Genomic DNA, 17,591 nt, shown 5'->3' with positions numbered 1-17,591 from the left:
GTTCGTGAGGTACATGGGGTAGTGCTCCCAGGGGCCCGCGTAGGGTGCAGCGAGCATAGCGGGCGCGAACGAGGCAATCACCGTGAGCTGAATGAAGCCGACGACGGCAAGAAGTGAAACGAATCGGCTTCGGACCGTTCGGGTTTGATTCCGCTCTAAGAAGCTCTCGCCGCGGTCGTTGCGGTGCATGCGAAGGGCAGTTACCGAAGCAGTAATGAGGGCGAACGTGAACGCCGTGGTCAGCGAATACCGGTTCGCATCTTGCAACCCCGGCGGTGCGAGCAGGTCGGGTCCTGAGGCGTACTTCCACAAACCGAGACGAACTGCAGGCACTTCCATGACGAAGTCGAACACCGCACCAACCAGGCCAGCCCAGGCGACGGTATGCCACACACTCCAACTGCCCACGCGTGGACGGACCTTGCCTATCACCCATGCCGCGAGCAGCGCTGCGACGAGGACATCGACGTAGAGAAGGGGAACGATCAAGGGCTCTGGCGTGTTTCCGCATTGCGTGTTCAGGACGCCGGGCATGTCGCCGCACCAGGCTCGCACATTGGCGAACTGCGAGCTGTAAAGGAATATCTGCTTGTAGAACATGAACGCAGGGTCCAGCCAGGCCGATGACAAGAGCGCAACCGCGATCATCGTGTCTAGGGTGAACCTCTTCTGGCGCAGCGTATTCCGCACGATGTATACGATCAGCGCGATCGTTATCGCGAGAAACATCAGCTCGAATACCCGGGCGGCAACCCACGATGTCGCGCTGGGATCGCGAAACCGAACGATGGACTCAACGTGGCCCCGCGCGATCCACCGCACGAAAGTCGACGCCTGCCAAGCAAGAAGCACCGCACCTGCTACGGCGAAAAGCCACGTCAACGCGCCCCGCCCCCGATTGGGCAGGTGAACAAGACGATCGGGCTCCGAAGCAAGGGTCCGGGTGATCGTCATAGTTGGACTCCTCTGCTCGGCGCTACACCTGACTGGTGGCAGCCTAAGCCAACGCGCATCATCTTATCAACCGATCGTTCGAGGTGTTTGTCGACGTTTCAGGGCTGCGATTGACTCCCAGTAGCGCTGCGACGCCGGAGTTCCCCGCCGGAGGCGGGATGGCGCGACCACATGGTTCGGCCCCCATCCTCAACTGATCGGTCGACATTCCGGGGAACTCATACCGCGAGGCCCGAACCCACGTGGTCGCGAAGGCTTTGCATGGTCTCGGCGAGCAGATTGACATTGGCGACGGCGTCGCTGAAGTCTCCAGTAGTGACGAGCTGGCCATAATTCGCGACGAGAACGTGGGTCATTCCCGCATCGATGTACGGCGCGATCATGTTCGCGATCGTCTTCGGACTGCCGGTGAACTTGGATTGCGCCACGATCTCGGGCGGGACCGACTGGGCGATTCGGACCGCGTCCTCGCGTGACCACTCCATCGGAATCAGGTCGCGGGCATAGTGGAATTCGTCGCCGAACGGGTGCGGGGGGTTATCGGGGTTCCACTGGTGCCATGACGCTCCGCTCGGCATCATCACCGCTGCGTCCCAACGCAATGCGAGGTTGTCGCACAGCGCTTCGGCGGCCGCGTCGGTTTCCTCCATGACACACAAGAACATGCCCATGAGAATCTGAGCATCGGGGTCCCGGCCGGCCCGCTCGGCGAACTCGCGCAGCTCTTGGCGGCGGCCGGCGAACCATTCAGCATCTCCACATGCCGGAAAATACGACGCCCACCCGTCGGCGTGGGTGGCGGCGATCTCGATGGAACGCCCCGGGCCGCCGAGCACGACGATCGGAGGCGGCTGGCCGACGTTGTACGGATTGAGGCTCAGGATGGCGTCTTCCAGCTTCCAGATTGGTCCGTCATACGACACGGGATCGTGGCTCGCCCAGAGCTTCTTGATGATCTTTATCGACTCCTCCAGATGAGTGAAGGGCTTCCGACGCTCCAAGCCGTACGGGCGAAACTGTTTGGTCTCGCCGGCGCCCATGCACAACATGAACCGGCCCTTGCTCATGTGGTCAACGCTCAACGCCAGCTGAGCCAGGTTCGCAGGTCGACGACGAAGCGCGTCGCTGACACACGAAAGCTGCACTTTCTCGGTGACGACGGCTGCCGATCCGGCAAGCACCCAGGGATCCATCCAACAGTCGATGTCAAAGTTGGCCGCGGCCTTGACCAATTCGGGTACCCACATCGAGCGTGGGATCGTCAGGTTCAACTGGTCGAAAAAGATCGAGAAATCGATACCTGTCGCGTCGGCCATCTGGGCCCCGGTCAGCACGTTGTCGGCCGGGGGAAAGTACACGCCTGCGTTGCCGAGCTTCACCTTGGCCATCCGAACACTTCCGTTCTCCTCGAGGAACACGTGGCACAACACGCTGTCGCCGAGCGCTGCGACCACCCCCGCCCGACGCCTCCGGTCGTTCGGAACAGCGCGGGCAGGGGGAAGGTCCATCCGGACACCACGGCGGGTCGTAACGTAACCCGCGTTACGTCAATCTGTCAATCGTTCGGTTGAAAAGGTCGCGACCGATCAATCACGGCGGACCGCCGGTGCGATACTGGCCTGTTCCAAGGCACTTTAATCATCAGGGCTATGCCCCGAGCCCGCGATCAGCGAGCATTGAACGCGCCGTACATGGCGGTCACTTTGGACCGAATCCAACCGTACGTATGGCACAGCTTCGTCGGTCACCGAGCACGTCTGATCGATGCGCGGCTGCCACCAGCAATGTTCGTCCGCACGGTTGAAGATGCAGTCACCTGGACGGTAACAATATCGGTTTACGGTTGGCACGAGCAGCCGAATCATGCGCTCCACATACACGTAAGTGCATTAGGTAAAGGCGATTTCACTCCTCGGCGCAGGTCGGGCCCGGAAACCTCGCGCAATCGCCGTGGCTCACAACCGAACGGCTGATAACCTTGGCTCTTTGCGAGGAAAGGCCTACACACCATGGTGCATGTGGAATCGCCAACTACGACCACAACCCGCGCTGTCATCAGCGCGGCATACGCAGCGGCCGGCAATTCCGATATGGCGGCAATAGTGGAGATTCTGGATCCCGACGTGGTTCTGCACGAAGCGGCCAGCCTGCCCAACGCCGGTGTCCACCGCGGACTGCAGAATGTGTTGCAAGCGCTGGCGTACGTCTTCGAGGCCTTCGACATGTCCCGGCTCACCGTCGATGAGCTCATCGTGGACGGCGACAGGGCGGTTGGCCTGGTCAACCTCACCTCGCGTCGCGGCGAAATCCAGAGCAGCGTCGCCGAGGTGTGGCGAGTGCGCGGCGGCCGAGTGGTGGAGATTCGCCCGTACTACTTCGACACGGCCGCGATCGTGAGCGCGACCACCTAGCCTTCACGACGCCTTCACAACGGCCTCACGCTACGACGGAACAGGACCGCAGGGGTCCCGGCGCTCAGGTGCGGCTCAGCAGATCGCGAGCGATGGTTCGCACCTGGATCTCGTCGGTTCCGCCGTAGATCTGCAGCACTTTGGCGTCGCGGTACAACTGTTCGACGTGGTTCTCCGCCATGTAGCCATTGCCGCCGAACACCTGCACCGCCTCGCTCGTGACGTCCACTGCCGCCTGGGCCGCATAGAGTTTGACGGCTGACGCCTCGGCCATCGTCGGTCGCACGCCGGCGTCGGCCATCGCCATGTACTGCAACAACAGGTGTTCGGTATTGAGCCGCGCCACTTCCATTTTGGCCAGTTTGAGCTGGATAAGCTGATAGTCACCGATCGGCTTGCCGAATTGCACACGGTCGCGGGCATAGGCGACAGACAGTTGCAGACAGCGCTCGATGATGCCCAACGCGGTCGCCGCGATGCTGGCCCGCTCCATGGCGAACGTAGAACTCGCGCCCGAGCTGCCCGATCTCTTCGCGGCATTCCGCGGTGGTCCCTTGAGCAACCGGTCTTCGCTGACCTGAACGTTCTCGAGGTGAAGCTCACCGGTCGGCGAAGAATGCTGACCCATCTTGCGCAGCGGCTTGCTCTGCACCAGCCCGGGCATGCCACTGTCGAGGACGAAGGTCATGATGGGACGCTGCCGAGACGGTGTATCGGACCCGTCGTCGAGCTTGCAGATGAACACCAGTGTGTCCGCGTAGGGGCCGTTGCTGATGTACGTCTTGCTGCCATTGAGGACCCATCCCCCGTCGACGGGACGTGCGCTGGAACGCATCCCGCCGAACGCGTCCGACCCGGACTCAGGCTCGGTGATCGCCCACGCGCCAACCTTTCTCAGCGTCAACAGGTCGGGAGCCCATCGCCGCTTCTGTTCATCGGACCCGTCCCGAAGGATCGCACCCGCAGTCAGGTCGATGCTGGTGCCGAGGGCGACCGCCAAACCGGGGCTGCACCGGGCGAATTCGACCAACGGGATCAGCTTTTCCGCCGAGTCACGAGGTGGCCGCGGACCACCCGACATTGTCGCCTCGAACCGCTCCATCGCGCTCTCTCCGACGCCGAACTCCTTGTAGAACTGACGCAGCACGTCGTACGGTGGCAAGCCCTCGAACTCCAGCGCCTCGCGTTGTGGCACGACCACCGTCTCCACGAATTTGCGCACCGCCTGCCGGTACAACGTCTGTTCCTCGGTCCAGCGCAGCATGGCCGATCCCTTTCTCTCCTACTGGTGGCGGCGTCGGCGGGCGAACCAGCGCGGCGCGCTTCGCGGCAACGGCGCGTGGGCCATCGTTGCCGTCAGATGCGTTGCACGAGGGTCCCGGTGCCGAGCCCGCCGCCACAACACATCGTGATCAGACCGTATTCGCCGTCGCTCCGAACCAATTCGTGCACAGTCTTGGCGACGAGGGCGGAGCCCGTTGCCCCCAGCGGATGACCCATCGCGATGGCGCCGCCGTTGGGATTCACGGTGGCCATGTCCGGCGACAACTCGCGTTCCCAGGCCAGCACAACCGAAGCGAACGCCTCGTTGATCTCCACGACATCGATATCGGACATGGCGAGCCGGTGCGTCTCGAGCAATTGGCGTGTGGCAGCGATGGGGCCGGTGAGCATCAGTACCGGGTCGGTGCCCACCAGCGCCGTCCCGACCACCTTGGCCAGCGGGCTCAGACCTGCCGCGGCCTCCGCCGACATCAACAGCACCGCCGATGCCCCATCGGAGATCTGCGACGACGTCGCGGCGGTGTGCACGCCGTTCTCGCGGCCGGTGGGTTTGAGGGTGGCCAGCTTTGCCAGCGTTGTCTCCCGGACCCCCTCGTCGGCAGTGATGGTGCGCGTCTCGCCGGTGGGCTCCCCGTCATCGCCCAGTGCCGGCGCGTCGACATCGACAAACTGTGTCGCGAACGCCCCCGAGGCCTGCGCGACCTTGGCGCGGTCCTGGGACAGCTTGCCGAATGCGTCGGCGTCGCCGCGGGTGATCCCCCACCGTGCTGCTATCCGTTCGGCCCCCTCGAACTGGCTGGTGTACTCGTGGTGTTTCCAGTAGTTGCGGGTGACGGGCTTACCCAGGTGACCGTCGCGAGGCACTGTCGAACCCATCTTCACGGTGCTCATCACCTCCACCCCGCACGCGAGAACCACATTCGCGGCGCCCGAGGAGATCAAGGCGTGCGCGAGATTCACCGCCTGTTGCGAGGAACCGCACTGAGTATCGATTGTGGTCGCCGGTGTCTGCACCGGTAATCCCGCCGTCAGCCAGGCTCCGCGACCCACGTTGAACGCCTGCATGCCGACTTGCCCGACACAACCGGCCACCACCTGATCCACTGCGGTGGGGTCGAGCCCGGCGCGCTGCAGAACAGCCTGCTGCACCACGCCGAGCAGCTCGACCGAGTGCATTCCTGCAAGTGCACCATCGCGCTTGCCGAACGGCGTCCGCACGGCCTCCACTACCACCACATCAGGCATGCCCACCTCCGGATCGGCCTGTCAACATACTGTATGTATAACATATGATATTGGCGGCTACAACACGGCATCGAGCATCGGTAAATGCGTTCAATTGTGTTGCAGGAGTTTGATTTCCACAGAACGACAGCGTCATAGCGCGGCATCCTCGCGGAATGACGCGGCGCTTGGACGTCGACTATCGGTGCTCACGCCGGCGCGAGACCGATTGCCACCTCTTGGACGATCGTGGCGACGGGATCGCCACAGACGGTGCGTACTTCGCCATAAACCAATCCGCGTCCGCCGGCCGACACCGGGGAGCGGGATTCAATGAGCAGCCAGTCGCTGAGGACGGGACGCCGGTGAAACCACATCGCGTGCTGGGTGGTTCCATACCGAATCGTGCGGTCGTTGCCCTGGTAGCCGTGCTCGAGGCAGATGGGCTCAAAGAAATAGATGTCGCTGAGGAACGTCAGGACACACTCGTGCACGGCGACCGCGGCGGGCAGGTCCTCGAGCGCCCGGAACCACAGTCGCCGAACGACCCCGTGCTCCTGCGTCGACTCGTCGTGATAACGAATGTCGAAATCGGAGGCCCTGATCGCGCGCGCCCGATGCGGTAATCCCTTCGCCGGCAGGCCATCTGGCTCCTCTCGGGGGTCCCGCCGACCGTGCGACCAACCGTCGCGGGGGGTGTGGAACGAAACTGTGCCCACCGCAACGGTCCGGCCATGCTGGGTCGCCGTCACCCGCCGCACCGCAGATGAGCGTCCATCATGGGCGCGTTCTACGTGATAGTCGACGGGCAGCCCACCATCGGCGGGCTGCAGGAAATGGATATCGAGGCCGCTCGTGGCGGGCGGACCCACAGTTGCGGCGCGGGCCGCCGCGAGCAGCCTGGCGGCCAGCGTGCCTCCATACATCCGGCCGCCGAGGGGATCGCAGTCGCGGCCACGCCAGGTGAGGTCGGCGATCTGGTCCACGGCGAATCTGTCCAGGACGGTGGCACCGGCCTTGTCGGGCACCGGCAATTCCGGATTAGCCACGAGGCTTCTCCGGCGCGGTCGCGCCCTGTGGCAGGCCGTCTTTCGCGGCCTGCTGCGCGGCGTACTCCACTATCACAAGCGCCAGCCGCTGATACCGCTCCACCAATTGCTCGACAGTGATGTCACCACCGTTCCGATACCAGTTCGGGATAGCGTTCAGCGTCGCCAGCAGCGAGCGGCACGCGTCGTCGGGAAACGGCGTCGCAAAAGCCCCACTTTCGACGCCCGCCCGTATCAGCTCGGCGAACAGATGCGCCACTTCGTCGCGCCTGGTTGCAAGGCGATCCGCGAATTGGGGCTCCAGATTACGCAATTCGCGGATGAAGAGCAGACTCTCGTTGGGCAGCAAGGCGCGGTAGCGCACCGTCGCATCGACCAGAAGAAGGAAGGACGACACTGGATCGGCGCCCGGGCCTATCTCCGTCATCCGTTGTTCGTAGATGGTGTGAAATGCATCAACCGCGTCGTTGAGCACCTGATAGAGCAGTTCCTGTTTGCTGGTGTAGTAGTGGTACAGCACCGACAACGTGATACCCGCCTCGCGGGCCAGATCGCGGATGGAGACTGCGTAGTACCCCGACGCGACGAACTCACGTAGGGCGACTTGACGCAGAGCTGTCAGCGCGGCCTGGCTGTTTCGCTCAGCGCGCCGTGCGGCGCTGCGTGACCCGGATCCCTTGGCAGCAGCCCCACGTCGGGGGGCTGGACGCTCTTCGGTCACCGACACAGTCTCGCACCTCCAGTGGCTCGGTTGACGATGCTGTCAGCGCGGCGGGAGTCGAACGGCACCGTCGAGCCGGACGACTTCGCCGTTCATGTAGCTGTTAGTGATCAGTTCCAGCGCCAGCGAGGCAAACTCATCGGAGCGCCCGAGTCGCTGCGGAAACACCACACTGGTCCCGAGCTTGGCCTTGAAGGCCTCGGCCTTCTCCCCTTCGCCGTAGATCGGTGTGTCGATCAGCCCTGGCGCGATCGTGTTTACCCGGATGCCGTGCAAGGCAAGATCGCGGGCCATCGGCAGGGTCATGGCCACGACACCGCCCTTGGCCGCCGAATAGGGTGTCTGACCGATCTGCCCGTCGAACGCAGCCACCGACGCGGTGTGCAGAATGACACCGCGTTCGCCATCGGGGCCGGGCTCCGACTTGGCCATGGCCGCCGCAGCCAGGCGCGCACAGTTGTAGCTACCGATGAGGTTGACGCGGACCACGAACTCGAACTTCTTCAACGGGATCGGAATGCCGTCGCGATCGACGATGCGGGTTGCCGGCCCTAGCCCGGCGCAGTTGACCAGCACGCGCACGGGTCCGAGTCCGATGGCAGCGTCGACGGCCGCCTGGACCTGGTCCTCGTCGCTGACGTCAGCAAGCATGTACACCCCGCCGATCTGATCGGCGACCCGTTGGCCCGCCTCGGCGTGCCGGTCCAGGATCACCACACGAGCGCCGCCGGCAGTCAGCGCCCGCGCGGTCGCCTCACCCAGACCCGACGCTCCGCCGGTGACGATCGCTGAGACGCCGTCAATGTCCACAGTCACTCCATTTCATTCGGTTGCGGTCCTATTGCGGGCTCGAGGACCTGCTCCGCTGCCCACCCGTAATCGCCCTTCCCACTGGGATTACGGCGGATGAGGTCGACGACGTGCACGCATTTCGGAACCTTGTAGCGAGCGAGCCTGCGACGACAGAACTGCAGGAGCTCCTCGGTATTCAACACGGGACGCGCGGCCACCACGGCGGCGACTTCCGTGCCCCACCGCGCGCTGGGCCTACCGACAACGAGAGCATCCACGATGCCGGGATAGTCCTTGAGGACGGACTCGACTTCCTCGACGAACACCTTCTCCCCACCGGTGTTGATCGTCAGAGAATCCCGCCCGAGCAGCTCGACTTCGCCATCGGCTCGCAGCCTGGCCCGATCGCCGGGGATCGTCACACGGACGCCATCGACGACCGGAAAGGTGCGCGCCGTTTTCGCCGGATCGCCTAGATAGCCCAGCGGGATGCGTCCGCGGCGGGCAAGCCAGCCCGTCGCGTCGTCACCGGACCTGAGGAACGAGGTCATGTCCTCGGAGGCCACCAGCGTGGAGCGGTCGGGAACGAAGGCTCCGTCATGGCCCACCGCGGTGGTCCCACGGCTGCCCTGAACACCCGACTCCGAGGACCCGATATTCTCGACGATCCGAAGGCCGGGGACGAGCTCGTGCAGCCGGTTTCGTGCCGTTGCGTGCAGGGCCGCGCCTCCGGACACCACAACACGCAGCGACGACACGTCATGCTGGTGGCGGTCGAGCTCCTCGACGAGCGGATAGGCAAAAGCGTCACCCACGATCGTCACAGCGGTGACACGGTGTTGCTCTACGGCGCTGAGAACATCAGCGGGGCGGAAGGATTCGGCCCGCTCAGGGAACACGACAGTGTTGCCCTCACACAGGAATCCGAGCGCCGCCCACTGTGATGCGCCATGCATCAACGGTGCGCACGGCAAAACCCGCGACGGCCGCGACCGAACCGCATCGACGATCTCGGTCACCGACTGCCATTCGCGGGCCTGCCGCCGGCTCGTGATTCCGATCGTCGAGACCGCGGCGTCGGCCTGCCGCCACAGCACCCCTTTCGGCATCCCGGTGGTTCCGCCCGTGTAGATGACGTACAGGTCATCCGGAGAAGGATGGGTGTCGATCGCGAGATCGGAGCCCGCCAGGGCCGCTTCGTAGTCGAGTGCCCCGGCAAGCAGCGGGTTGGCACTGTCGTCGCTCACCTGTAACAGCAGCGGCACCGTCGTCAGCTTCGGCAGGACTTCGGCCAACTGCGGAGCAAACGCCGCGTGGTACTGAATAACCGCCGGCGCGGCATCCTCCAGCAAGTAGAGCAGTTCGTCGGCGCGGTAGAGGTAATTGACATTGAAAGGCGCGACCCGGGCCCGGAATCCGCCGAGCAGTCCCTCGATGTATTCCTGTCCGTTGTGCAGATACTGAGCGAGCATGTGCTGCCCGCTCTCGTGCCCCGCGAGGTCGCGCCGCTCGGCGAAGCATCCCAAACCGCGATCGCTGAGAAGCCGGGCCAGGCGCGCGGACCGCTCCGCCAGGTTGCGATAAGTCTGTACGTCATCGCCGCGGATGATCGCGGGCCGGTCCGGGTGTCGGGCAGCCACGGCCGTGAACAGTTCGCCGATGTTGATCTCGACCGGAGGATCAGCCGTCGCCGTAGTCACCGCATCCGCCACGAAAGCAACTTATCGAACGTTCGGCTGAAAACGCAAGTTGGCTGTTCAACGCCTCTTATCTCGCGAGATACCCAAGCCCAGTTTGTCGAAATCCCATGCGTTCTCGTTCCCCCGCTCGGTCAGCTTGAACTTCTGCACCCTGTTCAGGGCATTCACCGGCAGTTCGTCGATGAGTTCCACGTAGCGAGGCACAGCGAAATAGGGCAGCGCTCCGACGAGGAAGGCGTGCATCCCATCGGGTGTCAACGCCGCGCCTGGCTCGGCCACGATCCAGGCCTTCAGATCGTCTTCACCCAGTGCCGACGGGACGGCATGTGTCGCAACAGCTTTGATATCCGGATGCTTGACGATCGCGGCTTCCACCTCGACGCAGGAAATATTCTCCCCACGGCGTCGAATGGCGTCCTTCTTGCGGTCGAAGAAGACCAGACGGCCGTCCTCGGCTCGTCGCGCCACATCTCCGGTGTGGTGCCATAGCGTGCGGCTGGTCGCAACGGTGGCGGCCGGATTGTTCCAGTACCCATCGAACATCACCATCGGCTCCCGGGGCCGGATCGCTATCTCACCCGGTTGGCCGTCGAGTACCGGCTGATCGTTGTCGTCGAGGATCTCGACGTCGACCCACGCAGCAGGCGCACCCAGCACGCCCGGCTGAGCCGAATGCACATCGAGCGGACTCAGCGCGATCGGATTGCATTCGGTCTGGCCGTACGCCTCGCTGACCACACCAACTCCGAAGCGCTGCTGGAACTGTTGGCGCGCCGCGGGCGCCATCGGTGGGAAGACGGTGATCCGCAGGTTGTGGTCACGGTCGTCGTGTCTGGGCGGGGTGGCAAGCACCGCCATCCCCATTGGCCCCACCCCGAACGCGGCGGTTGCGCCGGCCTCGCGGCATTGCGCGATGAACCGACCGGCGCTGAATGACCGAAGGAATGTCGTCGCCAAACCGCCCTGCAATGCCGACATGAGCGTCATACCCTGACCGGCGATATGAAACATCGGCAAGGCGGTGATCACCCGCTCATCCGGGCGGAACCAATCGCTTTCGAACCAGCCCCGGGGAAGGAACATGTAGTAGCCCTGGCTCAGTACACACCCTTTGGGCAGTCCGGTCGTGCCGGAGGTGTACATGATCGCCATCGGGTCGCGCGCGGCGATGTCGTGGTCGGGACACGACAGGTCGCTGTCCACGAGCTCGCCGAAACCCATTGCGCCAGAAACCGTCTGGTCTCCGATGCTGACGAAGTGCCGTAGGTCGCTCAGTTCGCCGCGAACGCGCATCGCTTCGGCGATACCGGGCGCATCACTGAGTAGGCACGTCGTTCCGGAGTCGGCAAGTTGGTGCCGAAGGAACTCGCCCTTGAGGTAGGTGTTGAGCGGTACCTGGATCGCACCGAGCTTGGCCAACGCGAGTACCCCCAGGTATGCCTCTTCGCAGTTCGGCAACATGACGGCCACCCGGTCGCCTTTGGTGATACCGATCTTCGACAGTCCACCGGCGACGGCGTCGGTCTTGGAGTCAACTTGCCCGAAGGTCAACCAGCCGCTGCCACAACGGAAGAACGGTCGATCGGGCTCGGTGCGCGCCCAGTGGCGCAGGCGGTCCGGAACAACCCGCCAACGGTTGATCTCGGCGAGTTCGTCAGGCTCCCAGGGTCTGCTCATCGATGCACCTTTGCGTCGGTAGGGGCAGACTGGGCGCACTCGCCGGCATGCCCTCGGTTGGACTCATGACTTCCCCTGGTGACGGTTCGCCATCCGCCGCAGCGCGTCCGTCGTGTCGGCGTGGGCGAACAACTGCCGCTGAACCATCCATTCCCGTTCCAGTTGTTCACTGATCGACGACGACCAGGCTGCCCGCAGCAGGCGTTTGGCCGCCCTGGCACTCTGAGTTGGCAACGAAGCCAATGCGGTGGCCCTGGCCAGCGCGGCGTCCATCAGCCCGTCGGAATCGACCAACTGGGTGACCAGGCCCAGTGACAGTGCTTCTGGCGCCTCGACCGGCGACGTCCGCGTCAAGACGTCAAATGCTCTGCCCGAGCCGAGGACACGGGGTAACAGCCAGCTCATGCCCATCTCGGGCGCCAGTCCGATGATGGGCATGGCGGCGTGGAACCTGGCTGTCGTCGCGGCGATTCGGACGTCGTGCAGCAGCGCGAGGGCGAAACCACCGCCCGCCGCGGGCCCGTTGACCGCAGCCACCATCGGAGCGCCGATGTCCAGTACACGCAGGACCCACCGCCCGATGCCGAGATGGTCGGCCTGGATCTGTGACTGCGACTGCGGGCTGAGTCCTTTCCGGCCGCCCAGACCGTCAACTCCGATGTCCCCCAGCTGTATCGGCCCCCGGTCCAGCGCGGTTCCGAGTTCGGACGCGTCGGCACCGACACAGTAAGTCCGCCCGGCTCCGGTCGTGACGATTGCGCCGACACGCTCGTCTCTGTCGGCCTCCTCGAGCGCGGCGAGCAGGTCGGCGAAAAGGGCGCCCCCGACGCTGTTGGCGTTGGCGGGACGGTCGAAGGTGATGACGACAACCGGGCCGTGGCGTTCGCTGCGGACGTCAGACATGATCGGCGTTACTCCTTGCGGCGAGATCGCCTCGACGCTGATCACGGCGCACGACGAGGCCGCGCTCGGCGAGGTCGATCGTTTCAGGTGTGATCCCGCGCGCCCGTAACTCGTGCTTCATGACGCGGCCCAGCGCATTGGTCGGCAGTGCGTCGAGGAACTCGACGTACGCCGGTACGGCGAAATACGGTAGCGCACTGACGAAGTGGTCGAAGAGTTCCTCCACCGTAAGGATCTCTTCGCCGGCGGGCACGATACAGGCCTTGATGTCGTCTTCGGACAACCGCGTGGCCACCGCGTGCACCGCGCACGCCGCGACCCGGGGATGGTCGAGGATGGCATTTTCGAGTTCCAGTGACGACACGTTCTCGCCGCGCCGCCGCAGTGCGTCCTTCTTGCGATCAGTGAACGTGATGAATCCGTCTTCGTCTGCGTAGGCATAGTCGCCGGTGTGATGCCAGAGATTACGCCAAGCCTGGGTGGTGGCCACCGGGTTGCCCCAATAGCCGGAGTACATCGCCTCCGGGCGGCGCGGCCTGATGACGATCTCACCAACCCGGCCGGTCGGCACCGGCCAGTCGTGGTCGTCGACGACCGCAATATCAAGGTAGGGAACAGGTTTGCCCGAAGTTTGGCGTCGACGATCGCCGCTGATGTGGTTGATCATCGCCGGTGCGCATTCGGTTTGGCCGTAACCCTCACAGATGGTTGGCGTGTCGAACCGGCGCTCGAACTCCAGTTGCGCCTCCGGGGTCATCGGTATCCACGTTGCGAGCCGAAAACCCCGGGGCTCCGAGGTCCTGACAGGCTGGGCCAGGATCGCCATCGCCATCGCCCCGATGCCGAACAACATGGTAGCGCCCTCGTCGCGCGCCGAGCACATGAACGTGCTTGCCGAAAACGACGGCGTCACAAAGACACTGATGCCCAGTTGTAACGCGGTCTGCATGACGATGGTCTGCCCGCTGAGGTGGAAGAGCGGAAACGGCGTGCAGATGCGGTCACCGGGAATCACCCAGTGCGCCTCGAGGTAGGCGCTGGGCACCAGGGTCAGGTATCCGTGCGACAGCACGCATCCTTTCGGCATACCCGTGGTGCCTGACGTGTAGACGATCGCCGCGATGTCCTCGGCGGTGACAACGGTGTCCGGCAGCGGCCCTGTGCAGGCACGCAGCTCGTCGAACGGCACGGCACCGACAACCCTGCACCCGACACTGACAACATGTTCCACGATGGTCCGGTCACTGATCTGCTGGTAGGCGGCGATGCCGCTGCGATCGGCGATCAGCGTGGTGGCGCCACAGTCAGTCAGCTGATACCGCAGGAACTCTCCGCGCAGGTAGGTGTTCAGCGGCACCTGTGTCGCGCCGAGTTTGGAGCAGGCGAAAACGGTGTCGACGAATTCGTCGCAATTGTCCAGCACTACGGCCACCCGGTCACCCGGCCGAACCCCGGCCGCGGCCAACCCGGCCGCCACCCGATCTGACCGGGCATCCAGTTCCGCGTAGGTCACCCAGTCGCCGCGGCATTTCACAAACGGGGCGGTGGGCCGTTGGACTGCCCAGTAGCGAAGCGATTGGTGGACCACGGCCGCGGTGCGGTCAACACCGCCCAGCGACCTGGCGCGGATGGCGGGCCCGTCGTCAAGGGACGCGGTCATCACCGACTCGCCGCCGACTGCAGGGTGAGGTCTTGGTCCGCAAGCTGCCGCGCCAGGCTCAGGCTGCCGCCGAGGTCGTCTTGCAAACACAAGGCTCTCTTGTAGAAACGGTGCGGAATCGCCTCGCTGGTGAATCCCATCCCGCCGTGCACCTGGATGGCCGTCTCGCCGGCCGCGACCGCAGCGCGGCCGGCCACCAAAGCGGCCGCGGTGCCCTGTACCGGCGCACCAGCATCGCTTTCGGCCCAGCACAGCGCGGCAACCAACACCTGGCTGCGCGCCATCTCCACGCCGGTGTAGGCGTCGGCCAAAAGATGCTTGATCGCTTGAAAGCTGCCGATCGGTTTGCCGAACTGGTTGCGGTCCTTGGCATAGGCCACCGAAGCCTCGACCGCGCCGCTCCCGATCCCAACCAAGTGGGCCGCAGTCAGGATGCTGAACTGCCACCGCCACATCCGGACCCTTTCCGCATCGGCGATCAGCGTGCCGGCTTCGGACGATGGAACACGCACAAGGGCGCGTGGCGCCGCGGGATCCAGTTCCGGCAGCGGTGTCCAGTCCAGGGCATCGGTCGCGAACGCCCGCGCGCCGGCGGTATCAGCCAGCACGGTGATGTCCGTCGCGCCGCCGAAGCTGACGGCACACCCCGGCGCTAGCGCTCCGGTGACCGACACCGCACCGCTGAGTGCCCCCGGTACGGCAGTGCCGACAAGATCGGCCCACACCAGAAGTGCCGTCGGGGCGAGCGCAGCACCGCACACCTGCGCGACGAGAGCGGATTCGACGGGCCCGAAACCACTTCCGTCCGGCTCCGGATGGCGCACGCCCAGGACACCGACCGAACCGAGTTCTCCAAGGCCCGCGTGACGTGCCGACGAGAGATCGCGCCAATCCGCGGCGAGCGACTCGCAGATATCGGTGGTTGTCGACACCAACGCGCGCTGATCATCGTCCAACTCAAGATTCACCGTGCGCTCCTTGGCAGTCCCAGTAACCGTTCGGAGATGATGTCTCGCTGGATTTGCGATGTCCCGCCAGCGATCTCGATCGCGAATGTCCACAACCGTTGCCGCAGAACATCGGAGGCCCATTCCCGATCGGGGCCGCTCAATGCTGCAGTCGCCACCGGTGCGGCCAGCGCTCCCAGCCGGTTGGCCAATCGCGAGAAACCGAGTTTGAACGTCGATACCTCGAACCGCGGAGCCTGACCGTACGCCGACGCGGAGACGTTCCGGCGCAACAACGCCCAGGCCGAAGCGAGTTCGGCTCGCAGCACGGCGAGTTCGCTAACGAGTTCAGCCTCGTGAACCCGCGCGGCGAGCTCCTCGGCAAGTGTGGTGGCCGCGACCAGATCCCCCGTGAACGCCAATAGGCGTTCATGTGTAAGGGTGGCCATCGCAACCTGCCAGCCACCGCCTTCATCGCCAACGCGATGCGACACCGGGCATCGGACCCCGTCGAGAAAGACCTCGCAGAAGTCTGCTCCACCATCGATCGTCTTGATGGGGCGGACTTCGATGCCGGCAGAGTCCATCGGTACAGCCAGCCAGCTCAACCCCTGGTGCCCCGACGACTCGGGATCGGTACGAACCACCATCTCGCACCAGTCCGCGACATGCGCATTGGTGCTCCAGATCTTTTGGCCGGTAATGACGTAATCGTTGCCGTCGCGTTCGGCGCGGGTACGCAGGGCGGCCAGATCGGATCCCGCTCCGGGCTCACTGAACCCCTGGCACCACACCGTGTCACCGTGCAGGATGGGCGGTACCAGCCGGTTGCGAATGTCGTCGTCGGCCATCGCTACCAGGGTCGGCCCGGCGTGCATCAGTCCAACCAGGTTCACCCCGACCGCAGGAGCGTTGGCACGGCCCGTCTCCTCGAGGAAGATCAACTGCTCGGCCGCGGTGCCGCCCTGTCCGCCGAACTCGACCGGCCAGTCCATTCCGGCGAAGCCGGCATCAGACAGTCGCCGCTGCCAATCCAGATCGTAAGTCCTTCGACCCCAATGGTCGTCGCGCGGCGGCGGCGACGGAAGCCCCGGGACGGTGTGGGCCAGCCAGGCGCGTAGCCGGGCCCTCAGCTCGGCCTGGCGTTCGTCGTCTCCCAGCCTCATGCCGAACCGGTCGCGCCGCGCCGCTTTCCTGGGCTGAATCGGACTTTGAGGTTTGTCACACCGCGGGTGATGCTGGCGTACCGTGCGATTGGTTCGACGAGCTCGTAGTCGCCCAGGCGTGGAAGCGATTCCTCGAGAAGCACTTTGAGTTCCATGCGCGCCAGTGCCGCACCGAGGCAACGGTGCACTCCGACGCCGAACGACAAATGCCGGTTGGGCGAGCGCGTCAGGTCAATCGTCTCGGGGTCGGGGAACTCCGCCGGATCGTGATTGGCCGCCATATAGCACAGTTGCACCTTCTCGCCCTCGGCGATCTCCCGCCCGTGCAGCGTCGTAGCCTGCGTGGTGGTCCGGAACAGGGCGGGCAGTGGCGTCAGGTGACGCAGGAGTTCCTCGACCGCAGAAGGGATCAGACCCGGATCCTCGATCAGCTGGCGACGCTGATCAGGGTGCTTGGCAAGGTAATCGAACATCAGCGCGCCGCTGTTGGTGGTCGTATCGAGCCCTCCCACCATGATCATGATCATTGCGAGAATGAACTGTGTCTGATCCATTGGGGCGCCATCGATCTCGATGCGGGTCAGAATCGTCGGCATGTCATCATCACGCGGTTCACGCCTGACCTCGTGGTACATCTCGGCGAAATAGCCCATGCACGACCCGATCGCCTCCAGGTCCTGGCCCGCCGAGGACAGCAGAGCGGCCCCCCACGTTTGAAAGGTGTAACGGTCCGCTACCGGAATGCCAAGCACCGGAGTGTTCACGATCGCAGGCAGCGGCATCGTCAACTGCGTTGCCAGGTCGGCGTGACCATCCTCGATGAACGTGTCGATCAGGCCGCTCACGACCTCACGCGCATGCGGCTCCTGCTTTGCCATCGCAGCCGGCGAAAAGTGTTTAACCAGAGCAGATCTGTAAACCGTGTGCAGTGGGGGATCCACCTCGATGGGCGGCAGCGGCGCCATCCCATGCCAGGGCATCGAGACACCCTGTGCCGAGGAGAATACTTCGGTATTGCGCTCCACATTCCAGATATCTTCGTAGTGCGTCAGCACCCAATTGCCACCCTGCTGTTCGCTCCAACCAATCGGGCAGCGCTCTTG

Annotated in this window: 15 protein-coding genes; 1 reads left to right on the top strand and 14 read right to left on the bottom strand. The window is 64.4% G+C overall.

Annotated features, from left to right (window positions below; translation table 11 throughout):
* The coding region (locus WAN02_RS09260) for a spirocyclase AveC family protein (RefSeq protein WP_422263858.1) at nucleotides 1-822 on the bottom strand (822 nt) is incomplete at its 3' end.
* 350 nt (nucleotides 823-1,172) lie between these two features.
* Complete coding sequence (locus WAN02_RS09255; protein ID WP_422263857.1) at nucleotides 1,173-2,462, bottom strand: LLM class flavin-dependent oxidoreductase; 1,290 nt, start codon at nucleotides 2,460-2,462, stop codon at nucleotides 1,173-1,175.
* A gap of 510 nt (nucleotides 2,463-2,972) precedes the next feature.
* On the opposite strand from WAN02_RS09255, the gene WAN02_RS09250 reads away from it, so the two are divergent.
* Nucleotides 2,973-3,365, top strand: a complete 393-nt coding sequence (locus tag WAN02_RS09250; protein WP_422263856.1) for a nuclear transport factor 2 family protein — start codon at nucleotides 2,973-2,975, stop codon at nucleotides 3,363-3,365.
* A 64-nt stretch (nucleotides 3,366-3,429) separates the two neighbouring features.
* Here the strand turns inward: WAN02_RS09250 and WAN02_RS09245 are convergent, their stop codons facing one another.
* The 12 genes from WAN02_RS09245 to WAN02_RS09190 all read right to left on the bottom strand — a co-directional run.
* The gene (locus WAN02_RS09245; protein ID WP_422263855.1) at nucleotides 3,430-4,629 is read right to left on the bottom strand and encodes an acyl-CoA dehydrogenase family protein; all 1,200 of its coding nucleotides are present in this window, start codon (nucleotides 4,627-4,629) and stop codon (nucleotides 3,430-3,432) included.
* Nucleotides 4,630-4,721: 92 nt separating this feature from the next.
* Nucleotides 4,722-5,894: an acetyl-CoA C-acyltransferase gene (locus WAN02_RS09240; RefSeq protein ID WP_422263854.1), complete on the bottom strand. Its 1,173-nt coding sequence runs from the start codon at nucleotides 5,892-5,894 to the stop codon at nucleotides 4,722-4,724.
* A gap of 188 nt (nucleotides 5,895-6,082) precedes the next feature.
* Nucleotides 6,083-6,922, bottom strand: a complete 840-nt coding sequence (locus tag WAN02_RS09235; RefSeq protein WP_422263853.1) for an acyl-CoA thioesterase — start codon at nucleotides 6,920-6,922, stop codon at nucleotides 6,083-6,085.
* Entirely contained in the window at nucleotides 6,915-7,643 is a 729-nt protein-coding gene (locus WAN02_RS09230) for a TetR/AcrR family transcriptional regulator (RefSeq protein WP_422263852.1), read from the bottom strand. The genes WAN02_RS09235 and WAN02_RS09230 overlap by 8 nt, the downstream gene beginning before the upstream one ends.
* Before the next feature lie 42 nt (nucleotides 7,644-7,685).
* Nucleotides 7,686-8,453, bottom strand: coding sequence for an SDR family NAD(P)-dependent oxidoreductase (locus tag WAN02_RS09225; protein ID WP_422263859.1), 768 nt, complete (start codon nucleotides 8,451-8,453; stop codon nucleotides 7,686-7,688).
* Between the two features lie 2 nt (nucleotides 8,454-8,455).
* On the bottom strand, nucleotides 8,456-10,147 hold the full coding sequence (locus WAN02_RS09220) for an AMP-binding protein (RefSeq protein WP_422263851.1): 1,692 nt from the start codon (nucleotides 10,145-10,147) through the stop codon (nucleotides 8,456-8,458).
* A 45-nt stretch (nucleotides 10,148-10,192) separates the two neighbouring features.
* Complete coding sequence (locus WAN02_RS09215) at nucleotides 10,193-11,812, bottom strand: AMP-binding protein (protein WP_422263850.1); 1,620 nt, start codon at nucleotides 11,810-11,812, stop codon at nucleotides 10,193-10,195.
* A 63-nt stretch (nucleotides 11,813-11,875) separates the two neighbouring features.
* On the bottom strand, nucleotides 11,876-12,715 hold the full coding sequence (locus WAN02_RS09210; RefSeq protein WP_422263849.1) for an enoyl-CoA hydratase/isomerase family protein: 840 nt from the start codon (nucleotides 12,713-12,715) through the stop codon (nucleotides 11,876-11,878).
* Complete coding sequence (locus WAN02_RS09205; RefSeq protein WP_422263848.1) at nucleotides 12,708-14,375, bottom strand: AMP-binding protein; 1,668 nt, start codon at nucleotides 14,373-14,375, stop codon at nucleotides 12,708-12,710. The genes WAN02_RS09210 and WAN02_RS09205 overlap by 8 nt, the downstream gene beginning before the upstream one ends.
* Nucleotides 14,375-15,343, bottom strand: coding sequence for an acyl-CoA dehydrogenase family protein (locus tag WAN02_RS09200; protein ID WP_422263847.1), 969 nt, complete (start codon nucleotides 15,341-15,343; stop codon nucleotides 14,375-14,377). Before WAN02_RS09200 ends, WAN02_RS09205 begins: the two co-directional genes overlap by 1 nt.
* Complete coding sequence (locus tag WAN02_RS09195) at nucleotides 15,340-16,488, bottom strand: acyl-CoA dehydrogenase family protein (protein ID WP_422263846.1); 1,149 nt, start codon at nucleotides 16,486-16,488, stop codon at nucleotides 15,340-15,342. The genes WAN02_RS09200 and WAN02_RS09195 overlap by 4 nt, the downstream gene beginning before the upstream one ends.
* Nucleotides 16,485-17,591: cytochrome P450 (locus tag WAN02_RS09190; protein ID WP_422263845.1), on the bottom strand; the 1,107-nt coding region annotated here is incomplete at its 5' end. The genes WAN02_RS09195 and WAN02_RS09190, both read right to left, overlap by 4 nt.

This window comes from Mycobacterium sp. (assembly GCF_049281135.1).
Classification (GTDB): Bacteria; Actinomycetota; Actinomycetes; order Mycobacteriales; family Mycobacteriaceae; genus Mycobacterium.
This window is presented reverse-complemented; position numbering and strand designations above follow the sequence as displayed.

Coding starts and splice junctions, on each gene's coding strand:
- WAN02_RS09255 (WP_422263857.1), bottom strand. CDS start 2,462: ATGGACCTTCCCCCTGCCCGCGCTGTTCCGAACGACCGGAGGCGTCGG.
- WAN02_RS09245 (WP_422263855.1), bottom strand. CDS start 4,629: ATGCTGCGCTGGACCGAGGAACAGACGTTGTACCGGCAGGCGGTGCGC.
- WAN02_RS09240 (WP_422263854.1), bottom strand. CDS start 5,894: ATGCCTGATGTGGTGGTAGTGGAGGCCGTGCGGACGCCGTTCGGCAAG.
- WAN02_RS09215 (WP_422263850.1), bottom strand. CDS start 11,812: ATGAGCAGACCCTGGGAGCCTGACGAACTCGCCGAGATCAACCGTTGG.
- WAN02_RS09210 (WP_422263849.1), bottom strand. CDS start 12,715: ATGTCTGACGTCCGCAGCGAACGCCACGGCCCGGTTGTCGTCATCACC.
- WAN02_RS09205 (WP_422263848.1), bottom strand. CDS start 14,375: ATGACCGCGTCCCTTGACGACGGGCCCGCCATCCGCGCCAGGTCGCTG.
- WAN02_RS09195 (WP_422263846.1), bottom strand. CDS start 16,488: ATGAGGCTGGGAGACGACGAACGCCAGGCCGAGCTGAGGGCCCGGCTA.